This window comes from Streptomyces glaucus, assembly GCF_039533365.1.
Lineage (GTDB): Bacteria > Actinomycetota > Actinomycetes > Streptomycetales > Streptomycetaceae > Streptomyces > Streptomyces glaucus.
Map to the genome: position 1 here is coordinate 28293 of NZ_BAAATK010000024.1, position 16361 is coordinate 44653.

The 16361-nt window shown below is 73.9% G+C and carries 17 protein-coding genes; 10 read left to right on the forward strand and 7 right to left on the reverse strand.

The window, feature by feature from the left end:
* The first annotated feature begins 41 nt into the window (after positions 1–41).
* Positions 42–1130 (forward strand): helix-turn-helix transcriptional regulator, encoded by a 1089-nt coding sequence (locus tag ABD363_RS18900; RefSeq protein ID WP_344605025.1) that lies wholly within the window; start codon positions 42–44, stop codon positions 1128–1130.
* Positions 1131–1260: 130 nt separating this feature from the next.
* Positions 1261–1782 (forward strand): DUF4240 domain-containing protein, encoded by a 522-nt coding sequence (locus ABD363_RS18905; RefSeq protein ID WP_344605027.1) that lies wholly within the window; start codon positions 1261–1263, stop codon positions 1780–1782.
* Positions 1783–1796: 14 nt separating this feature from the next.
* Here the strand turns inward: ABD363_RS18905 and ABD363_RS18910 are convergent, their stop codons facing one another.
* Positions 1797–2027 (reverse strand): hypothetical protein, encoded by a 231-nt coding sequence (locus ABD363_RS18910; protein ID WP_344605029.1) that lies wholly within the window; start codon positions 2025–2027, stop codon positions 1797–1799.
* Positions 2024–2926 carry a peptidoglycan recognition protein family protein gene (locus tag ABD363_RS18915; RefSeq protein WP_344605031.1) on the reverse strand — a complete coding sequence of 301 codons (903 nt, stop codon included), beginning with the start codon at positions 2924–2926 and terminating at the stop codon, positions 2024–2026. Before ABD363_RS18915 ends, ABD363_RS18910 begins: the two co-directional genes overlap by 4 nt.
* A 172-nt stretch (positions 2927–3098) precedes the next feature.
* On the opposite strand from ABD363_RS18915, the gene ABD363_RS18920 reads away from it, so the two are divergent.
* Positions 3099–4283: a MarP family serine protease gene (locus ABD363_RS18920; RefSeq protein WP_344605033.1), complete on the forward strand. Its 1185-nt coding sequence runs from the start codon at positions 3099–3101 to the stop codon at positions 4281–4283.
* Between the two features lie 21 nt (positions 4284–4304).
* On the opposite strand, the gene ABD363_RS18925 is transcribed toward ABD363_RS18920, so the two are convergent.
* Positions 4305–4793 (reverse strand): GNAT family N-acetyltransferase, encoded by a 489-nt coding sequence (locus ABD363_RS18925; RefSeq protein ID WP_344605035.1) that lies wholly within the window; start codon positions 4791–4793, stop codon positions 4305–4307.
* Between the two features lie 70 nt (positions 4794–4863).
* Between ABD363_RS18925 and ABD363_RS18930 the strand changes: the two genes are divergently transcribed.
* Positions 4864–5766 carry a TIGR01777 family oxidoreductase gene (locus ABD363_RS18930; protein WP_344605038.1) on the forward strand — a complete coding sequence of 301 codons (903 nt, stop codon included), beginning with the start codon at positions 4864–4866 and terminating at the stop codon, positions 5764–5766.
* Between the two features lie 150 nt (positions 5767–5916).
* Positions 5917–7377: an NAD(P)/FAD-dependent oxidoreductase gene (locus ABD363_RS18935; protein ID WP_344605040.1), complete on the forward strand. Its 1461-nt coding sequence runs from the start codon at positions 5917–5919 to the stop codon at positions 7375–7377.
* A 50-nt stretch (positions 7378–7427) separates the two neighbouring features.
* On the opposite strand, the gene ABD363_RS18940 is transcribed toward ABD363_RS18935, so the two are convergent.
* Positions 7428–8942, reverse strand: a complete 1515-nt coding sequence (locus ABD363_RS18940; RefSeq protein ID WP_344605042.1) for an NsdA family TPR-like regulatory protein — start codon at positions 8940–8942, stop codon at positions 7428–7430.
* A 255-nt stretch (positions 8943–9197) separates the two neighbouring features.
* Here ABD363_RS18940 and lipB point away from each other — a divergent pair, with 255 nt between their 5' ends.
* The 4 genes from lipB to ABD363_RS18960 all read left to right on the forward strand — a co-directional run bounded on the left by lipB (position 9198) and on the right by ABD363_RS18960 (position 12330).
* Positions 9198–10007, forward strand: a complete 810-nt coding sequence (gene lipB / locus ABD363_RS18945) for a lipoyl(octanoyl) transferase LipB (RefSeq protein ID WP_344605044.1) — start codon at positions 9198–9200, stop codon at positions 10005–10007.
* Positions 10008–10100: 93 nt separating this feature from the next.
* On the forward strand, positions 10101–11090 hold the full coding sequence (gene lipA / locus ABD363_RS18950; protein ID WP_344605046.1) for a lipoyl synthase: 990 nt from the start codon (positions 10101–10103) through the stop codon (positions 11088–11090).
* 271 nt (positions 11091–11361) lie between these two features.
* Positions 11362–11562, forward strand: coding sequence for an SCO2195 family GlnR-regulated protein (locus ABD363_RS18955; RefSeq protein WP_344605142.1), 201 nt, complete (start codon positions 11362–11364; stop codon positions 11560–11562).
* A gap of 66 nt (positions 11563–11628) precedes the next feature.
* On the forward strand, positions 11629–12330 hold the full coding sequence (locus tag ABD363_RS18960) for a DUF4191 domain-containing protein (protein WP_344605048.1): 702 nt from the start codon (positions 11629–11631) through the stop codon (positions 12328–12330).
* Between the two features lie 154 nt (positions 12331–12484).
* Here the strand turns inward: ABD363_RS18960 and ABD363_RS18965 are convergent, their stop codons facing one another.
* A complete protein-coding gene (locus ABD363_RS18965) occupies positions 12485–12952 on the reverse strand; it encodes an RDD family protein (RefSeq protein ID WP_344605050.1) in 468 nt (155 codons plus the stop codon).
* Between the two features lie 209 nt (positions 12953–13161).
* Here ABD363_RS18965 and glnA point away from each other — a divergent pair, with 209 nt between their 5' ends.
* On the forward strand, positions 13162–14571 hold the full coding sequence (gene glnA / locus ABD363_RS18970; protein WP_344605052.1) for a type I glutamate--ammonia ligase: 1410 nt from the start codon (positions 13162–13164) through the stop codon (positions 14569–14571).
* A gap of 114 nt (positions 14572–14685) precedes the next feature.
* On the opposite strand, the gene ABD363_RS18975 is transcribed toward glnA, so the two are convergent.
* Together ABD363_RS18975 and ABD363_RS18980 are read right to left on the reverse strand one after the other, a co-directional pair.
* A complete protein-coding gene (locus ABD363_RS18975) occupies positions 14686–15972 on the reverse strand; it encodes a tyrosine-type recombinase/integrase (RefSeq protein WP_344605054.1) in 1287 nt (428 codons plus the stop codon).
* A gap of 74 nt (positions 15973–16046) precedes the next feature.
* The gene (locus ABD363_RS18980; RefSeq protein ID WP_344605056.1) at positions 16047–16286 is read right to left on the reverse strand and encodes a helix-turn-helix domain-containing protein; all 240 of its coding nucleotides are present in this window, start codon (positions 16284–16286) and stop codon (positions 16047–16049) included.
* Positions 16287–16361 lie beyond the last annotated feature (75 nt).

Sequence of the window (16361 nt, forward strand, 5' to 3'; positions counted from 1 at the left end):
GCCCCCGCTCCGGCGGGGGCCTCCTGCTGCATGATGGGCCCATGCGCGCCGCCCGCCTGATCAAGATGGTCCTCCTGCTGCAGTCCCGGCCCGCCATGACGGCCGCCGAACTCGCCCGCGAGCTGGAGGTGTCCGAGCGGACGGTGACCCGGGACGCGCAGGCGCTGTCGGAGGCGGGGGTCCCGGTGTACGCGGACCGGGGCCGGGCCGGCGGCTACCGGCTGGTCGGCGGCTACCGCACCCGGCTGACCGGCCTGCACCGCAGCGAGGCCGAGGCGCTGTTCCTGTCCGGGGTGCCGGGCGCGCTGCGCGAGATGGGGCTGGCGGACGCCGCGTCCGCCGCCCGGCTGAAGGTGTCCGCCGCCCTGCTGCCCTCCCTGCGGGACGCGCCCAGGACGGCGGCGCAGCGGTTCCACCTGGACGCGCCGAGCTGGTTCCGGGAGCCCGAGACGCCCGCGCTGCTGCCGGCGGTCGCGGACGCGGTGTGGGACGACCGGCGGATCACCGCGCGCTACCGGCGCGGGGGCGCGCGGCCGCCGGGAGGCGCCGGCGCCGAGGGGGCGGGCGGGCGCGGCCCCGAGGGGGTGCGCGCGGCCGTCGTCCCGGCGCCGGCCGGGGGGCGGGGCGACGACGCGGCGGAGGATGAGGTCGTCCGGGAGCTGGAGCCGTACGGGCTCGTGCTGAAGGCGGGCGTCTGGTACCTGTGCGCGCGGGTCGCGGACCACGGGGCCTTCCGGGTGTACCGGATCGACCGGTTCACGGCGGTGACGGCCGGCGAGGAGCGGTTCGCGCGGGACGAGGAGTTCGACCTGCCCGCGTTCTGGGCGGAGCGGGCCGAGCAGTTCGCGCGGTCCCTCCTGCGCGCGCAGGTGGTGGTACGGCTGTCCGGGGAGGGCGTGCGCAGGCTGCCGTACGCGGTGGATCCGCAGGCGGCGCGTCAGGCGCTGGCCGCCGCGGGCGACCCGGACGGCGACGGGTGGGTGACGGTGACCCTGCCGGTGGAGTCCGAGGAGGTCGCGCACGCCCAGCTCACCGGGCTCGGGCCGGAGGTCGAGGTGCTCGCGCCGGAGGACCTGCGGGCCCGTTTCGCGGCGGACGCGCGGCGGCTCGCCCGGCTGTACGGGGCGTGAGGGCCGGCCCGGCCGTACAGGGTGACGCCGTACGGGCGGGCGGGCCCGGCGGAGGAGCGGTGCGCGGCCCGCGCGGGAGACCCGCCGCGCTCCGCGTGCGCCCCGTCCGTCCAGGGCCGATGCTGGACGCGTGAGGGACGAGACGGAGTTCTGGGAGCTGGTCGACGCCACCCGGGAGGCCGCCGGCGGCGACCCCGAGGAGCAGGCCGACCTGCTCGTGGAGCGGCTGGTGCGGCTGGACCCGGAGGCCGTCCTGGACTTCGCCCGTCACTTCGAGGCCCGCTACGACCGCGCGTACACCTGGGACCTGTGGGCCGCCGCCCGGATCCTGCTCGGCGAGGCCGGCGACGACGCCTTCGACTCCTTCCGCTGCTGGCTGATCGGGCAGGGCCGGGAGGTCTACGAGGCCGCGGTGCGCGACCCGGACGCGCTCGCCGGCCTCCTGGACGACTTCGACGAGGAACTCGACGGCGACGGCGAGGAGCTCGGCTACGCGGCCGACGAGGCCTACGAGCGGCTCACCGGCACCGTGGCCCCCGACCTGGACGTCCCGCCCGCGCCCCCGGAGCCCCGGGGCACCCCGGTCGACCTGGCGGACGACCGCGCCCTCGCCGAACGCCTGCCCCGGCTGTGGGAGCGGTTCGGGGGGTGAGGGCGGGGCGGGTCTCAGGCCGCCGCCCTCCCGCGGGGGGCGGCGGACGGGAGGTGCGCCCGGGTCCGGCCGGCCCGCGCCGCGCGGCGCAGCGGCGCCGCGTTGGCCTGGTCCAGGGCGGCCGCCGGGGGCGCGGCCGGGGCCCGGACCACCGCCAGGGCGGCGTGGAGCGCCGCCCAGGGACGCCGGGCGGCCCCTGCCCCCGCGGTCCGGAAAGCCGTGGCCCCGGTACGACTGCTGTTCATCTTCCCCACCTCCGGTCTGCTTCTGCCGAGGACCGTAGGACGGCGGGCTCTGCGGACCCTGCGGGCGCGCTGTGACGTTCCTGTGGGACCGGCGGCCGGCCCTGGCGGCGGGCCGCCAGCTCCCGGATCCCGGGCAGGTGGGCGCGCAGGGCGGCGCCCGGGCAGTCGGTCATGTAGCCGTCGTCGTGGCCCGCGACGGCGGGCAGCGCGACGGCGGTGCCGGCCGCGTACCGGCTGCGCCCGTTGCTGGAGACCAGGCGGACGCTCCCGCGCGGGTCGGTGCCGGACGGGCCGAGCTTCCAGGCGGCCAGCGCGGCGATCGCGTCCGTCAGCGCCCGCGGCACCGGCACCCCCGCGGTGAAGGTGCCGATCGCGGCGATGCCCGCGGTGCGGTGGTTGAAGCCCTGGGTGTGGGCGCCGGTGACGGGGCGGTCGACGCCCCCGGCGCGGCCCTCGTAGACCGTGCCGCAGCGGTCGACGAGGAAGTTGTAGCCGATGTCGTCCCAGGCGCGGGCGCCGGTCTGGCCCGCGTACAGGTCGCGGATGATGCGCGGCGCGTCGACGCAGGCGTAGCCGTTGGGCGTGTCGGTGTGGTGGACGAAGACGCCGACGACCCGGTCGTCGTAGCGCGGCGGCGGCTGGGGGCGGGCGGCGTCGCCCAGCCAGGCCGAACGGGGCACGATGTACGGCCGGGGGGCGAGGTACTGGACGGCGGGGCGGGTGGTGGGGCGGGCCGGTGCCCCGGCCCTGCCGGCCCCGCGTTCGATGCCGGAGACGCACACGGCCAGCGCGGCGACGGCGGCGAGGCCGGGCAGACAGCCGAGCAGCACCCGGACGGGGCCGGGTATGCGCGGCCCGCGTCGTTCCCGCGCTCCCCGCGGCTCTCGGAGGACGCGCATGGCCCCACTGTCCGCCGGACCCGGCCCGCCCGCGACGTGCGCTGTGCCATCCGGCGGAACCATCGTCCCGGTCCGCGGCGTTTCCCGGGTGCACGCGCGATCCGGCCACGCGCGTGCGCTGGTCACCGGACCCGTCCGCCACGCGCGGGGGTCCGTGAGAAAGGCGGCTTGCGTGGACCTGCTCGACCTCCTGCTGACGCTGGTGATCCTGGCCTACGCGGCGTCCGGCTACCGCCGCGGACTGGTCGCCGGCTGTGTCTCGCTCGCCGGTTTCGTGGGCGGCGCGGCCGTCGGCGTGTGGCTCCTGCCGTGGGCGATGGACCTGGTGGCGCCGGGCACGACGGCGGCCACGGCGACCGCCGTGCTCGCGGTGCTGCTCCCGGCGGTGGCCGGTCACGGGCTGGCCGGGCGCCTGGCGCTCCGGCTGCGCCGGGAGCTGGACCGGGGGCCGCTGAGGGCGGTGGACGGGATCGGCGGCGCGGTGGCCGACGCGGCGGCCGTGCTGATCGTGGCGTGGGTGGCCGCGAGCGTGCTGGCCGCGTCCTCCTCCCCGCTGCTGACGTCGGCGATCCGGGACTCCCGGCTGCTCGGCGCGGTCCAGCGGGCCATGCCGGACACCACGCCGGCGTGGTTCTCGCGGGCCACGTCCGCGCTGACCGACGCGGGTTTCCCGCAGGTCTTCAACCCGTTCGAGAACGAGTCGACCGCCGAGGTCGCGCGGCCCTCCGGGGACAGCGTGACCCCGGCCGCCACCGACGCCGCCACGTCCTCCACCGTGAAGGTCGAGGGCGTGGCGGGCCTCCAGGGCCGCGAGGGCAGCGGCTTCGTGTACGCGCCGGAGCGCGTGATGACCAACGCCCACGTGGTGGCCGGCATCGACGAGCCGAGCGTGCGGGTCGGCGGGGTCGGACGCGCGTACGCGGCGCGGGTGGTGCTGTTCGACCCCGACAAGGACGTGGCCGTGCTGCACGTGCCCGGTCTGACCGCGCCCGCGCTGCGGTTCGACGACCATGCCGGGCGCGGCGAGGCGGCGGTCGTGGCGGGCTACCCCCAGGACGGCGCCCTCGACCTGCGGGCGGCGACGGTCGCGAACCGGGTGCGGGCGACGGGCTGGAACATCTACAACGACGAGGCGGTCACCCGGGAGATCTACTCGATCCGCTCCACCGTCCGCCCCGGCAACTCCGGCGGCCCGCTGCTGACCACCGACGGCCGGGTGTACGGCGTGGTCTTCGCCCGCTCCACCTCGGACGCCGAGACCGGCTACGCCCTGACGGCGGCCGAGGTCGCCGCCGAGGCCGCCCGCGCGGCGGACGCGACGGCGCCGGTGGACACGGGGGAGCCGGTGGCGTCGTAGCCCGGCCGGGCCCCGGGCCCCTCAGACCAGGGGCCGCCCCATCAGCACGTCGTCGGCGTACACGCCGTCGAGGCAGAACTCCTCCGGCTGGATCCCCTCGACGGCGAAGCCCTCGGACGCGTACAGCGCGCGGGCCGCCGTGTTGTGGCCGAGGACGCGCAGGGTGATACGGCGGGCGCCCAGGTCCCGGGCCCGGTCGACGGCGGCCTGGACCAGGGCCCGGCCGACGCCCCGGCCGCGGGCCCCGTCCGCGACGGCGAGGCCGCGGATCTGCCGGACGTGCGCGTTGGCGGCCAGCCCGGTGGGGAAGCCGAGGCGGACGTAGCCGACGAGCCGGCCGTCGAGCTCGGCGACCAGGTGGTCGCCCGGCCCGCAGTGCTCCCGGAAGAACGGCTCGTCCGGTTCCGGGCGGGGCGTGACCGCGTGCTGGTGGGACCAGGTCTCCCGGTCGAGCCGCCGCAGCGCCTCCTCGTCGTCGGGCGTGGCCTGGCGTATGTGCGGAACGGGCATGGCGGTCACTGTACGGCGGATGCACCAGGACCGGTCCGCGGTTTTCCGCACGCGCGGGCAGGATGGGCGCATGGAACGTTCCCGCGTCGCGGTGGCCGGCGCCTCCGGTCTCATCGGCAGCGCCCTGGTGCGGTCCCTGACCGCCGAGGGGCACGAGGTGGTGCGCCTGGTGCGCCGTGCGCCCCGGACGGCGGACGAGGTGCGCTGGGATCCCGAGCGCGGGTCCGTGGACGTGGCGGGGCTCGCCGGGTGCGCGGCCGTGGTCAACCTGGCGGGGGCCGGCATCGGCGACCACCGCTGGACCGAGGCGTACAAGGAGCGGATCCGGCGCAGCCGCGTCCTCGGCACGGCGGCTCTCGCGCGGGCCGTCGCCGAGCTGGACCGGCCGCCCCGGGTCCTGGTGAACGGCAGCGCGATCGGCATCTACGGCGACACCGGCGAGCGGGCCGTCGACGAGAGCGCGCCCGCCGGTGCGGGCTTCCTGCCCGAGCTGTGCGTGGAGTGGGAGGCGGCCGCGGCCCCCGCCGCCGAGGCGGGCGTACGGACCGTCTTCGCCCGCACCGGGCTGGTGGTGGCCCGCGGGGGCGGCGCCTGGGGGCGGCTGTTCCCGCTCTTCCGGGCGGGGCTCGGCGGGCGGCTGGGCGACGGGCGGCAGTACTGGTCGTTCATCGCGCTGCACGACGAGGTGGCCGCGCTCCGCCACCTCCTCGGCCGGGACGACCTCGCCGGGCCGTTCAACCTCACCGCCCCGCAGCCGCTGACGAACCGCGAGATCACCGCGGCGATGGGGCGCGTGCTGCGCCGCCCGGCCCCGTTCGCGGTGCCCGCCCCGGTGCTCCGGGCCGTGCTCGGCGAGCTGGCCGGCGACGTGCTGGGCAGTCAGCGCGTGCTGCCCACGCGCCTGCTGGCCTCCGGGTTCGGGTTCGCCTTCCCGGGGATCGAGGACGCGATCCGCGCGGCCGCCGGCCGGTGAGCACATGCGACCGGCGTGCGACCGTGCCCTGCCCGTGCGCGACTCCCGGCGGCCGATCACGGCCCTGACACTCGTCCTGAACTCGGCTATCCCGGAGGCCGGTTGGGGGCATCACGTCTCCAGCGCCCGCGCAACCTCTAGGAGGGGCACGTGCTTGAACCCGCGTACCAGGCGGACGTCGTCGTCGTGGGAGCCGGAGTCGCCGGGCTCTGGGCGGCGCGACGGCTGACCAACGCCGGAGTGACGACCATGGTCCTGGAGGCCGCCCACGGCGTGGGCGGCCGGATGACGACGGAGAGGGTCGACGGCTTCCGGCTCGACCGGACCGGGCAGCTGCTGACGGTGCCGTGGACGTCGTGGCCGGCGTCGGCGGCGCATCCCGATCCGCGCCGCGCCACCGCCCTGGACGGGCTGGTGCTGCGTCCCTTCGCGCCCGGGGTCCTGGTGCACAGCGACGGACGCCGCCACCGTGCGGGGATCCCGGCGACCGCCCGGGGCGCACGGGGCGCGCTGCACGCCGTGCGCGCCCTGGCGGGCGTCCCCCGGCCGGCACCCGCGCCCCGGAACCGGGCGGGCGCCCCGCCGGGCGCCGCCGGCCGGGCCCGCCCGGTCCCGGACGCTCCGCCGCCGGCCCGCCTCGACCGGTACCGGCACGGCGGCCGCCAGTTCGGCATCGTCGCGCCCCTGCGGCTCCGTGCCGAGCTGGCCCGGCTCGCGGACACGCCCGTCGAACGGCTGCTGGCCCGTCCCGAGCTGCCCGCCGGACAGGCCCTCGCCGCCCGCGGCCTGCCCGCCCGGACGGTCGACGGCTTTCTGCGTCCGCTGCTGGCCGCCCTGCTGTGCGACCCGGACCTCACCACGTCCAGCCGGTGCGCGGACCTCGCCCTGCGCGCCTTCGCGAGCGGGCGGCTGTGCCTGCCGGAGGGGGGCGCCCAGGCCCTGCCGGAGCTGCTCGCGCGGACGCTGCCGCCGGGCACCGTACACACCGGTGTGCGGGTCACCTCGGTCTCCACCAACGGGGTGACGACCGCCGGGCACGGCGAGATCCGCTGCCGGGCCGTGCTGCTGGCGACCGGCGCGCGGGCCGCCGCGGAGCTGCTGCCGGGCCTGCGCGTGCCGGACTTCCACCCGGTGACGGTGGTGCACCACACCACGGACGAGCCGCCGCCGACCGGCGCGTGCCTGCTGCTGGACGCGGACCGCGGCGGCCCGGTCGCCCACACGGCGGTCGTCAGCCGCGTCGACCCGTCGCGGGCGCCGGCGGGCCGGACGCTGGTGTCGTCCACGGTGCTGGGCCCGCCCCCGGCCGACGTCGACACCGTCGTACGCGGCCATCTGTCCCGCCTGTACGGCACCTCGACGGCGCGCTGGGAGACGCTCGCCGTGCACCACACCGCCGAGGCGGTGCCGGCGATGCGCCCGCCGCACGACCCGCGCCGGCCGGTGCGGCTGCTGGCGGGCCTGTACGTGTGCGGCGACCACCGCGACACCAGCACCGTCCAGGGCGCCCTGCGGTCGGGCCGCCGCGCGGCGGCGGCGATCCTGGCGGATCTGGGGGCGGCGGGGCCGATGCACGCGGCCGACCCCCTGCCGACGGCCCGGGCCGCCTAGGCCCGTCGTCTCACCCCGTCCGCCCGGCGGGCGGGGTCCGGCGGGCGGGTCTAGCCGAGGGCGGCGACCTTGTCCCGGTAGCCGCGCACGGGCGCCGCGTCCTTGTACGGCTCCAGCCGCCGCTCGAAGTCCCTGACGTACTCCGCCGCCCGCACCGACCGCATCTCCGCCGCCTGTCCGGCCGCCTCGACGCCCAGCTGGCAGGCCTGGTCGAGCTCGCCGAGACCGAGGCGGGCGGTGGCGAGGACGACCCGGCAGAACAGCCGGCTGCGGGCGTAGGCGGGGGCGCGCAGCTGCAGGGAACGTTCCGCGTGCTGGGCGGCGGCGCGGAACTGCTGGAGGTCGCGGTGGCAGTGCCCGAACTCGTCGGCGAGCTGGGCCTCGTCGAAGAACCGCGCCCAGTGCGGCGCCTCGTCCCCGGGGCGGGCGGCCTCCAGGGCGCGCTCGGCCCGTACGAGCGCTGCGGTGCACGCCCGCACCTCCCCGAGCACGCCGTGCCCGCGCGCCTCGGCGGCGTGCAGCAGCGCCTGCACGACGGGCGGCACGGAGGTGCCCACGCCCTGCTGGGCCACGCGGGCGAGCTGCACGGCCTCGCGTCCGTGGCCGAGGTAGACCGCCTGCCGGCTCATGGTGACCAGCACGTACGCCCCGTAGGCCCGGTCCCCGGCCACCTGCGCGAGCCGGAGCGCCTGCACGAAGTACCGCTGGGCGAGGCCGTGCGCGGCGATGTCGTACGACGTCCAGCCCGCGAGCCGGGTGAGGTCGGCGGCGGCCGCGAACAGGCGGCGGCCGGTCTGCTCGCCGTAGGTGCCGCGCAGCATCGGCTCCAGCTCGTGCTCCAGGTAGCGCACGAGGGCCTGGCGGGCGTGGCCGCCGCCGTAGGCGTCGTCGAGGCTGCGGAACAGCTCGCCGACCGAGCGGAGCGCGGCGATGTCGCCGGCCGTGACCTTCTGGCCGGGGCCGCGTTCGGCCGGGACGCGCCGACGGGGCGGGGGCCCCTCCCGGTCGGGTGCGGCCGGGAGTCCGGGGGCGGCCGGGCGGCCCTGCGCGGGGACGGCGGGGACGCCTCTGCGCTCGAGCGGGGCCGGGAGCCCGGGGGAGGGCTGTCCCGGGCGGGCGACCTTCTCGTCGGGGCGGCCGATCAGCCAGTCCCGGCTGGGCACGACGAGGCCGGCCGGAGTGAAGGCGATCTTGCGCAGCTCGGCGTGGCTGCCGGAGTCCTTGCGCCACAGCCCGCTGACGATGTCGACGGCCTCTTCCGGGGTGGCCGCGAACTCCAGCCCCGCGTACACGGGGGCGCAGGCGTCCAGACCGAGGTCCTGGGCGGTGAGGCGGCGGCCGAGGCGCCGGGTGAAGACCTCGGCGATCAGGGCGGGGGTGGTGCCGCGCGGCTGCTGCCCGCGCAGCCAGCGGGTGACGGATGTCTTGTCGTATCTCAGGTCGAGCCCGTGTTCGAGCCCGAGCTGGTCGACGCGACGGGCGAGACCCGCGTTGGAGAACCCGGCTTCGGCGATGAGCGCGGCGAGCTGACGATTGGGAGTGCGCTGCGCGGGTCGTTCCGTCATCTGCGGTGCGGTCTCCTGCCTTCCGGCGTGCGATGTGCCCCTGGATTGCCTGTGAGCAGCCCTTATGGCCATGTGGACGGCGCGAATGTAGCGGAGCGTGAGCGGGCGAACGTACCCTTTGACCGGCATTCATCCGATCGTGTGAGGATCGGTCGCGAGGGCTGACGGGCGGCCGGACGGCCGAGGCCGCGGGACCGGTCGTACAGTGGCGTGGGCACGATGCGTGCCCTACGACCTTCCAGGGAGGCGCTTGCCGTGAGTGAGCTGCGGTTCGTCCGTATGGGGTTCGGCGCTCAGGCCGTCGAGTACCAGGAGGCGTGGGAGGAGCAGCGCCGGGTGCACGCGGCGCGGTTCGCCGACGAGATCCCGGACACCGTGCTGCTGCTGGAGCATCCGCCGGTGTACACGGCCGGCCGCCGGACCGCGGACAGCGAGCGCCCCCTCGACGGCACCCCGGTGGTCGACGTGGACCGCGGCGGCAGGATCACCTGGCACGGTCCGGGCCAGCTGGTGGGCTACCCGATCCAGAAGCTGCCGCGCCCGGTGGACGTGGTGGCGCACGTGCGGCGCCTGGAGGAGGCCCTGATCCGCGCCTGCGCGGAGTTCGGGCTGGAGACCACCCGGGTCGAGGGCCGCAGCGGCGTGTGGGTGCTCGGCGACCCCGTCGAGCAGCGCCCCTCGCTCGGCGGCCTCTCCCTGGACTTCGACCCGAGGCTGCACGACGAGGAGTTCGACCCGCGCCTGAACGGCCCGGAGTACGCCCCCTCCAACGCGGGCCAGCGCCGCGAGGACCGCAAGATCGCCGCGATCGGCATCCGCGTGGCCAAGGGCGTCACCATGCACGGCTTCTCGTTCAACGTGAACCCCGACAACTCGTGGTTCGACCGGATCATCCCCTGCGGCATCCGCGACGCGGGCGTCACCTCCCTGGCGAACGAACTCGGCCGGGACGTGACGGTCCAGGAGGTGCTGCCGGTGGTGGAGCGGCATCTGCGGGACGTGCTGGAGAACGCGGACCCGAAGCCCCGGGTGATCGAGAGGGAGCCGGAGAAGGCCTCGGCCTAGCGCCCCCGCTGTCGGGGGCGGCCCGCGCACGGGGCCGTGCACATCACGGGCGTACCCTGGGGTACGCCGAAGAATCGAAGCTAGGGAGCCGACGTGTCCGCAGTCGCACCCGACGGACGCAAGATGCTGCGCCTGGAGGTCCGCAACAGCCAGACCCCCATCGAGCGCAAGCCCGAGTGGATCAAGACCCGGGCGAAAATGGGTCCCGAGTACACGAAGATGCAGAACCTCGTCAAAAGCGAGAACCTGCACACGGTCTGCCAGGAAGCCGGCTGCCCGAACATCTACGAGTGCTGGGAGGACCGCGAGGCGACCTTCCTCATCGGCGGCGACCAGTGCACCCGGCGCTGCGACTTCTGCCAGATCGACACCGGCAGGCCCGAGGCGCTGGACCGTGACGAGCCGCGCCGCGTGGGCGAGTCCGTGGTCGCCATGGACCTGAACTACGCCACCATCACCGGCGTCGCCCGCGACGATCTGGAGGACGGCGGCGCCTGGCTGTACGCGGAGACCGTGCGCCAGATCCACCGGCAGACGGCGCACCGCGAGGGCGGCCGCACGAAGGTGGAGCTGCTGGCCCCCGACTTCAACGCGGTCCCCGAGCAGCTGGCGGAGGTCTTCTCCGCCCGGCCCGAGGTCTTCGCGCACAACGTCGAGACGGTGCCCCGGATCTTCAAGCGGATCCGCCCCGGCTTCCGCTACGAGCGCTCCCTGAAGGTCATCACCGCCGCCCGGGACTACGGCCTGGTGACCAAGTCGAACCTGATCCTCGGCATGGGCGAGACCCGCGAGGAGGTCAGCGAGGCGCTGAGGCAGCTGCACGACGCCGGCTGCGAGCTGGTGACCATCACGCAGTACCTGCGCCCGTCCGTGCGCCACCACCCCGTGGAGCGCTGGGTCAAGCCGCAGGAGTTCGTGGAGCTGAAGGAGGAGGCCGAGCAGATCGGCTTCTCCGGCGTGATGTCCGGTCCGCTGGTGCGCTCCTCGTACCGGGCCGGGCGCCTCTACCGGATGGCGATCGAGCAGCGCCGGTCCGGTGCCGGGCAGCGGGACGGCGGGGCCGTCGCCGCGCAGGCCGTCTGACGCGGAATCACCCGCCGCCCGTACGGGGCTCCGGCATACGTGTGAATTCGCGCACAAGCGGCTACCCACCGGTAGTGACCACGGGACCGCGGTCCTGACCGTCCTCGCAGATCAGGGCGCCCGTCAGGACCGCGGCGGCGTTTCCGTCCCGCAAATCGGGGCTTCATGGGTGTTTGACCGGTCGGTCACGCCCTGGTAACACCAATCAGTGACCCTGAACTCACGCCATGTGCACCCGCACCCGGAGCAGGACCGAGGGGGGACCTCCACGATGCAGGCCGCGCCCGTACGCGCCACCGCCATCCCGTCGTTGACCGGCGCGCTGCGCGCCGTCGAGTCGCTGCTCATGAGCGGCGGTCAGCGCACCGCCCGCCGCAACGCCTGGACGTCCGTCCTGGAGGACCGCCGCCGGGCCAAGGACCGCGTCGAGGCGCAGCGCTTCCTGGAGCAGGCCTTCGACGCCCGCCGCTGACACCGGTCCGGCCTCCCCGGGGCACTGCCGTCGTCGGCGCTCCGGGGGCCACGTAGACTTCGTGGCATGGCGAGGAAGGAAACCGCAGCGGAGGCTGCGAACCCCGGGCGACTGAAACAGATCGCCCTGACCTACAAGATGACCCGCAGGGCCGACAAGAAGATCGGTCTTGTACTCGCGGCTGTCGGAATCGTCACCTTCGGTGTCTTCCTCGCGATCGGTTTCTTGATCGGCCACCCCATCTATCTCGGCATCCTGGGCCTGCTGCTCGCCTTCCTCGCGACGGCGATCGTCTTCGGGCGCCGGGCCGAGCGGGCCGCCTTCGGGCAGATGGAGGGCCAGCCGGGCGCCGCCGCGGCCGTGCTGGACAACATCGGCCGGGGCTGGACGACCACCCCCGCGGTGGCGATGAACCGCAACCAGGACGTGGTGCACCGCGCGGTCGGCAAGGCCGGCATCGTACTGGTCGCCGAGGGCAACCCGAACCGGGTGAAGTCCCTGCTCGCCGCCGAGAAGAAGAAGATGAACCGCATCGTCGCGGACGTGCCCGTGCACGACCTGATCGTCGGCACCGGCGAGGGCCAGGTCGAGCTGAAGAAGCTGCGCACGACCATGCTGAAGCTGCCGCGGGTGCTCACCGGCCCGCAGGTCACCGCGACCAACGACCGGCTGCGCGCCCTGGGCGACCTGATGAGCAACATGCCGCTGCCCAAGGGTCCGATGCCGAAGGGGATGCGCCTGCCGAAGGGCGGGCCGCGGCCCCGCTGATCCCCTCGCACGAGAAAAGGGGCGCCCGGAGTGGTCCGGGCGCCCCTTCGTCGTACGGGGAGCGGCGCCGTGCGGGGCGTCCCGCGGAGGCCGGGCGTCCCGCGGGGATCAGTGCCCCCGCGATCGGCGTTCTGCGGGAGTGGCCCCCGCGGGGTCAGATCCGCACCTCCACCGTGCGGGCCAGCCGGTCGTGCAGGCCGCGGCCGTCGCGGTCCCAGACCAGGGCCGGGATCGCGAGGCACAGCAGGAAGGTGCGCAGCAGGGCGCGCGCCGGGCTGACCGCGCCGGTGTCCAGGGCGACCACCCGCAGGCCGAACAGGCGCTTGCCCGGGGTGAAGCCGATCGTGCCGACGGTCAGGACGCTCATCACGAAGAAGACGAGCAGCGCCCAGTTCGACGACGCCTGGTCGTAGCTCTGCGTGATGAACTGGGATGCAATCAGGGCGCACATCGCCCAGTCGACGGCCAGGGCGCCGAGCCGCCGGCCCGGACGGGCGATCGAGCCCGGCCCCTCCTCCGGCAGACCGAGCTGCTGCCCCCGGTATCCGAGGTCGGCACCGGCGTCCTCCATGGCCGCGCGCGGTCCGGAGAGCCACGATCCGATTGCTTGCCTCTTGTCCACTCGTACACGGTACTGCGGCGGTACGTGACCGAGGTCCGGCGGGGTCCGTTCGAGCTACCGTGGAGGGAGTTCGGTTAACTTCTGCGAAACAAACGGGTCACGCCGGAGAAATCACCCGTCCTTAGGGTCGGGAACAGCGTGTGCCACCCGCACTGGCCGCACGAACGAACTACCACCCCGGCGGGACGGTCGGGAGTAGGAGGAGCTGGATGTTCCAGAACGCCGACGAGGCCAAGAAGTTCATCGCGGACGAGGACGTCAAGTTCATCGATGTCCGCTTCTGCGACCTGCCGGGCGTGATGCAGCACTTCACGATCCCTGCCACGGCGTTCGACCCGGACGAGGAGCTCGCCTTCGACGGGTCCTCGATCCGTGGTTTCCAGGCGATCCACGAGTCCGACATGGCGCTGCGCGCGGACCTGACGACCGCCCGGGTCGACCCGTTCCGCCGGGACAAGACGCTGAACGTCAACTTCTTCATCCACGACCCGATCACGGGCGAGCAGTACTCCCGCGACCCTCGCAACGTGGCGAAGAAGGCCGAGGCCTACCTCGCCTCCACCGGGATCGCCGACACGGCCTACTTCGGTCCCGAGGCCGAGTTCTACGTCTTCGACAGCGTGCGCTTCAAGACCTCCGAGAACGAGTCCTTCTACCACATCGACTCCGAGGCCGGCGCCTGGAACACCGGCGCCCTGGAGGACAACCGCGGCTACAAGGTCCGCTACAAGGGCGGTTACTTCCCGGTCCCGCCGGTCGACCACTTCGCCGACCTGCGCGCCGAGATCTCCCTGGAGCTGGAGCGGGCCGGCCTGAAGGTCGAGCGCCAGCACCACGAGGTGGGCACCGCCGGCCAGGCCGAGATCAACTACAAGTTCAACACGCTGCTCGCCGCCGCCGACGACCTCCAGCTCTTCAAGTACATCGTGAAGAACGTCGCCTGGCGCAACGGCAAGACGGCGACCTTCATGCCGAAGCCGATCTTCGGCGACAACGGCTCGGGCATGCACGTCCACCAGTCGCTGTGGAGCAACGGCGAGCCGCTCTTCTACGACGAGCAGGGCTACGCGGGCCTGTCCGACACCGCCCGCTACTACATCGGCGGCATCCTCAAGCACGCCCCGTCGCTGCTGGCCTTCACCAACCCGACGGTGAACTCCTACCACCGTCTGGTGCCGGGCTTCGAGGCCCCGGTGAACCTGGTGTACTCGCAGCGCAACCGCTCCGCCGCGATGCGCATCCCGATCACCGGCTCGAACCCGAAGGCCAAGCGCGTCGAGTTCCGCGCCCCGGACTCCTCCGGCAACCCGTACCTGGCCTTCGCGGCGCTGCTGCTGGCGGGCATCGACGGCATCAAGAACAAGATCGAGCCGGCCGAGCCGATCGACAAGGACCTGTACGAGCTGGCTCCGGAGGAGCACGCGGGCGTCCCGCAGGTCCCGACCTCGCTCTCGGCCGTCCTCGACTCCCTCGAGGCCGACCACGAGTTCCTGCTCCAGGGCGACGTCTTCACGTCCGACCTGATCGAGACGTGGATCGACTACAAGCGCACGAACGAGATCGCCCCGCTGCAGCTGCGTCCGCACCCGCACGAGTTCGAGCTGTACTTCGACGTGTGATATCGCCCCAGGTCAGAGCGGGTAACCGCTCCCCTGGGCCGTCTGTGGGCCGTCGGCCGTGCTCTTCCTGCGTGGAAGGGCACGGCCGACGGCCTGTTTCTGGCCCGCCGCCGCTTAGGACGGCACGTCGCCCTCGCCAGGTCCGTCGCCCTCGCCACCAGGTCCGCCGTCCGCGTCGGGTGCGCCGAATGCGGCGTCAATGGCCCTGCGAGCCCGATCCTGGCTGTTCGGCATGAGGTGCGTGTACGTCCGGAGCGTGAACCCCGGGTCGGAGTGACCGAGGTACTCGGCCAGCGCCTTGATGTTCTCTCCGGAGTCCAGCAGCACCGACGCGTAGTAGTGCCGCAAGGCGTGCATGCCGTGCTCACGCGAAGGCTCGAACCGCTCCCCCGGAGCCCGGTCAGGAATGACGCCAGCAGCGATCAGGGCGGGCTTCCACAGGTACATGTTGAAGTAGTTCCTGTTCAGCGCCTTACGCTCCCGCGAGTAGAACAGCAACTTCGCGGTGACGGGCGGCCCGTCCGGGGTCTTCCACGGCAGAGTGACGTCGATAGGGGGCCGGCGGGTGATGTGAGCGGCAAGCGCATCCGACACCACGTTGGGCAGGGGCACGTCTCGCAGCTTGCCGCCCTTGGGCGGAGCGAACACCATGTGCGGGCCCACCAGCTTGACCTGCCGGACCACGTGCACGACTCCTTCAACGAAGTCGACCTCGTCCACGGCCAGCCCGAAGATCTCGCCCTGCCGAAGACCGCACCCGGCACCAGCATCGACGACCGTCGCGTACTGGCTCGGAAGTCCCTCCCGGACGGCGTCCACCCGGTCATGCGTCCACGGCTTGATCTTCCGAGGGTCCAGCTTGGGGGCCCGCACGGAACCTGCCCGGCAGGGGTTCCGGGCCAGAATGCCGTCGTCCACGGCGGCCCCGAACACAGCGGAGACGTTTGCGAAGATCGTCCGCTGGTAGGAAGCTGCCATCCCGGAGTCCGCGAGGGTCCGTGCCCACGTACGGATATGGGCAGGCTGGAACGCGCTCAGCGAGCGGGAACCGATATAGGGAAAGGCGTGCAGCCGGAACCTCAGTTCCATGTTCACGATGGTGGAAGGGTCCGTGGTCTGGGACGCCAGCCACTGAGTGGCGAACTCCTTGAACGTCACCTTGCCAGCCGACGGATCGACGTACTGACCACGGGTCATATCAGCCGCGATCTGCGTCAGCCACGCTTCTGCGAGTCGCTTCTGCTTGTCCGGGAAGGACTTGCTGCGTTCGCTCCCGTCCGGGGCAACGTAGCGGGCCCGGTAGCGCAAGCCGGTCCCGTATCGGTCGGTCTTTACCCTGATCGTCTTGCCATTGGGTGCCGTCTCGGTCTTGTACCAACGGTCCTGGATGTGGCCGGCCATTCGGCGACGTCCTCTCGACATACAGCAGGGAGAGCCGCATGGGGCAGCTCTCCCTGCTCTCTGGGTTGGGTTGGCTATGCGGCGCTCTGGCCGGCGCTCTTGCGCTGCATCACATAGGCGCGCACGTCAGCGGGGTCATAACGGAGGTGCTTGCCGATGCGGAAGCCGGGCGGTCCGGTGCGCTTCCTGCGCCATTGGTAGACGGTTTCGAGCGGCACGCCGAACATGTCGGCGATGTCGTCGGGGGTGAGGTAGCGGTCTGGGAGACCGCCGCGGAGGGTCGCGCGGGGGTCGCTCGCGACAACGGTTGGCACGGTGGGACCTCCAGGGAGGCAGGGTTTGTCCGAGGTGTGGATTTCTGCGTCACCGCGTCATCTGTGTCGCGCGAG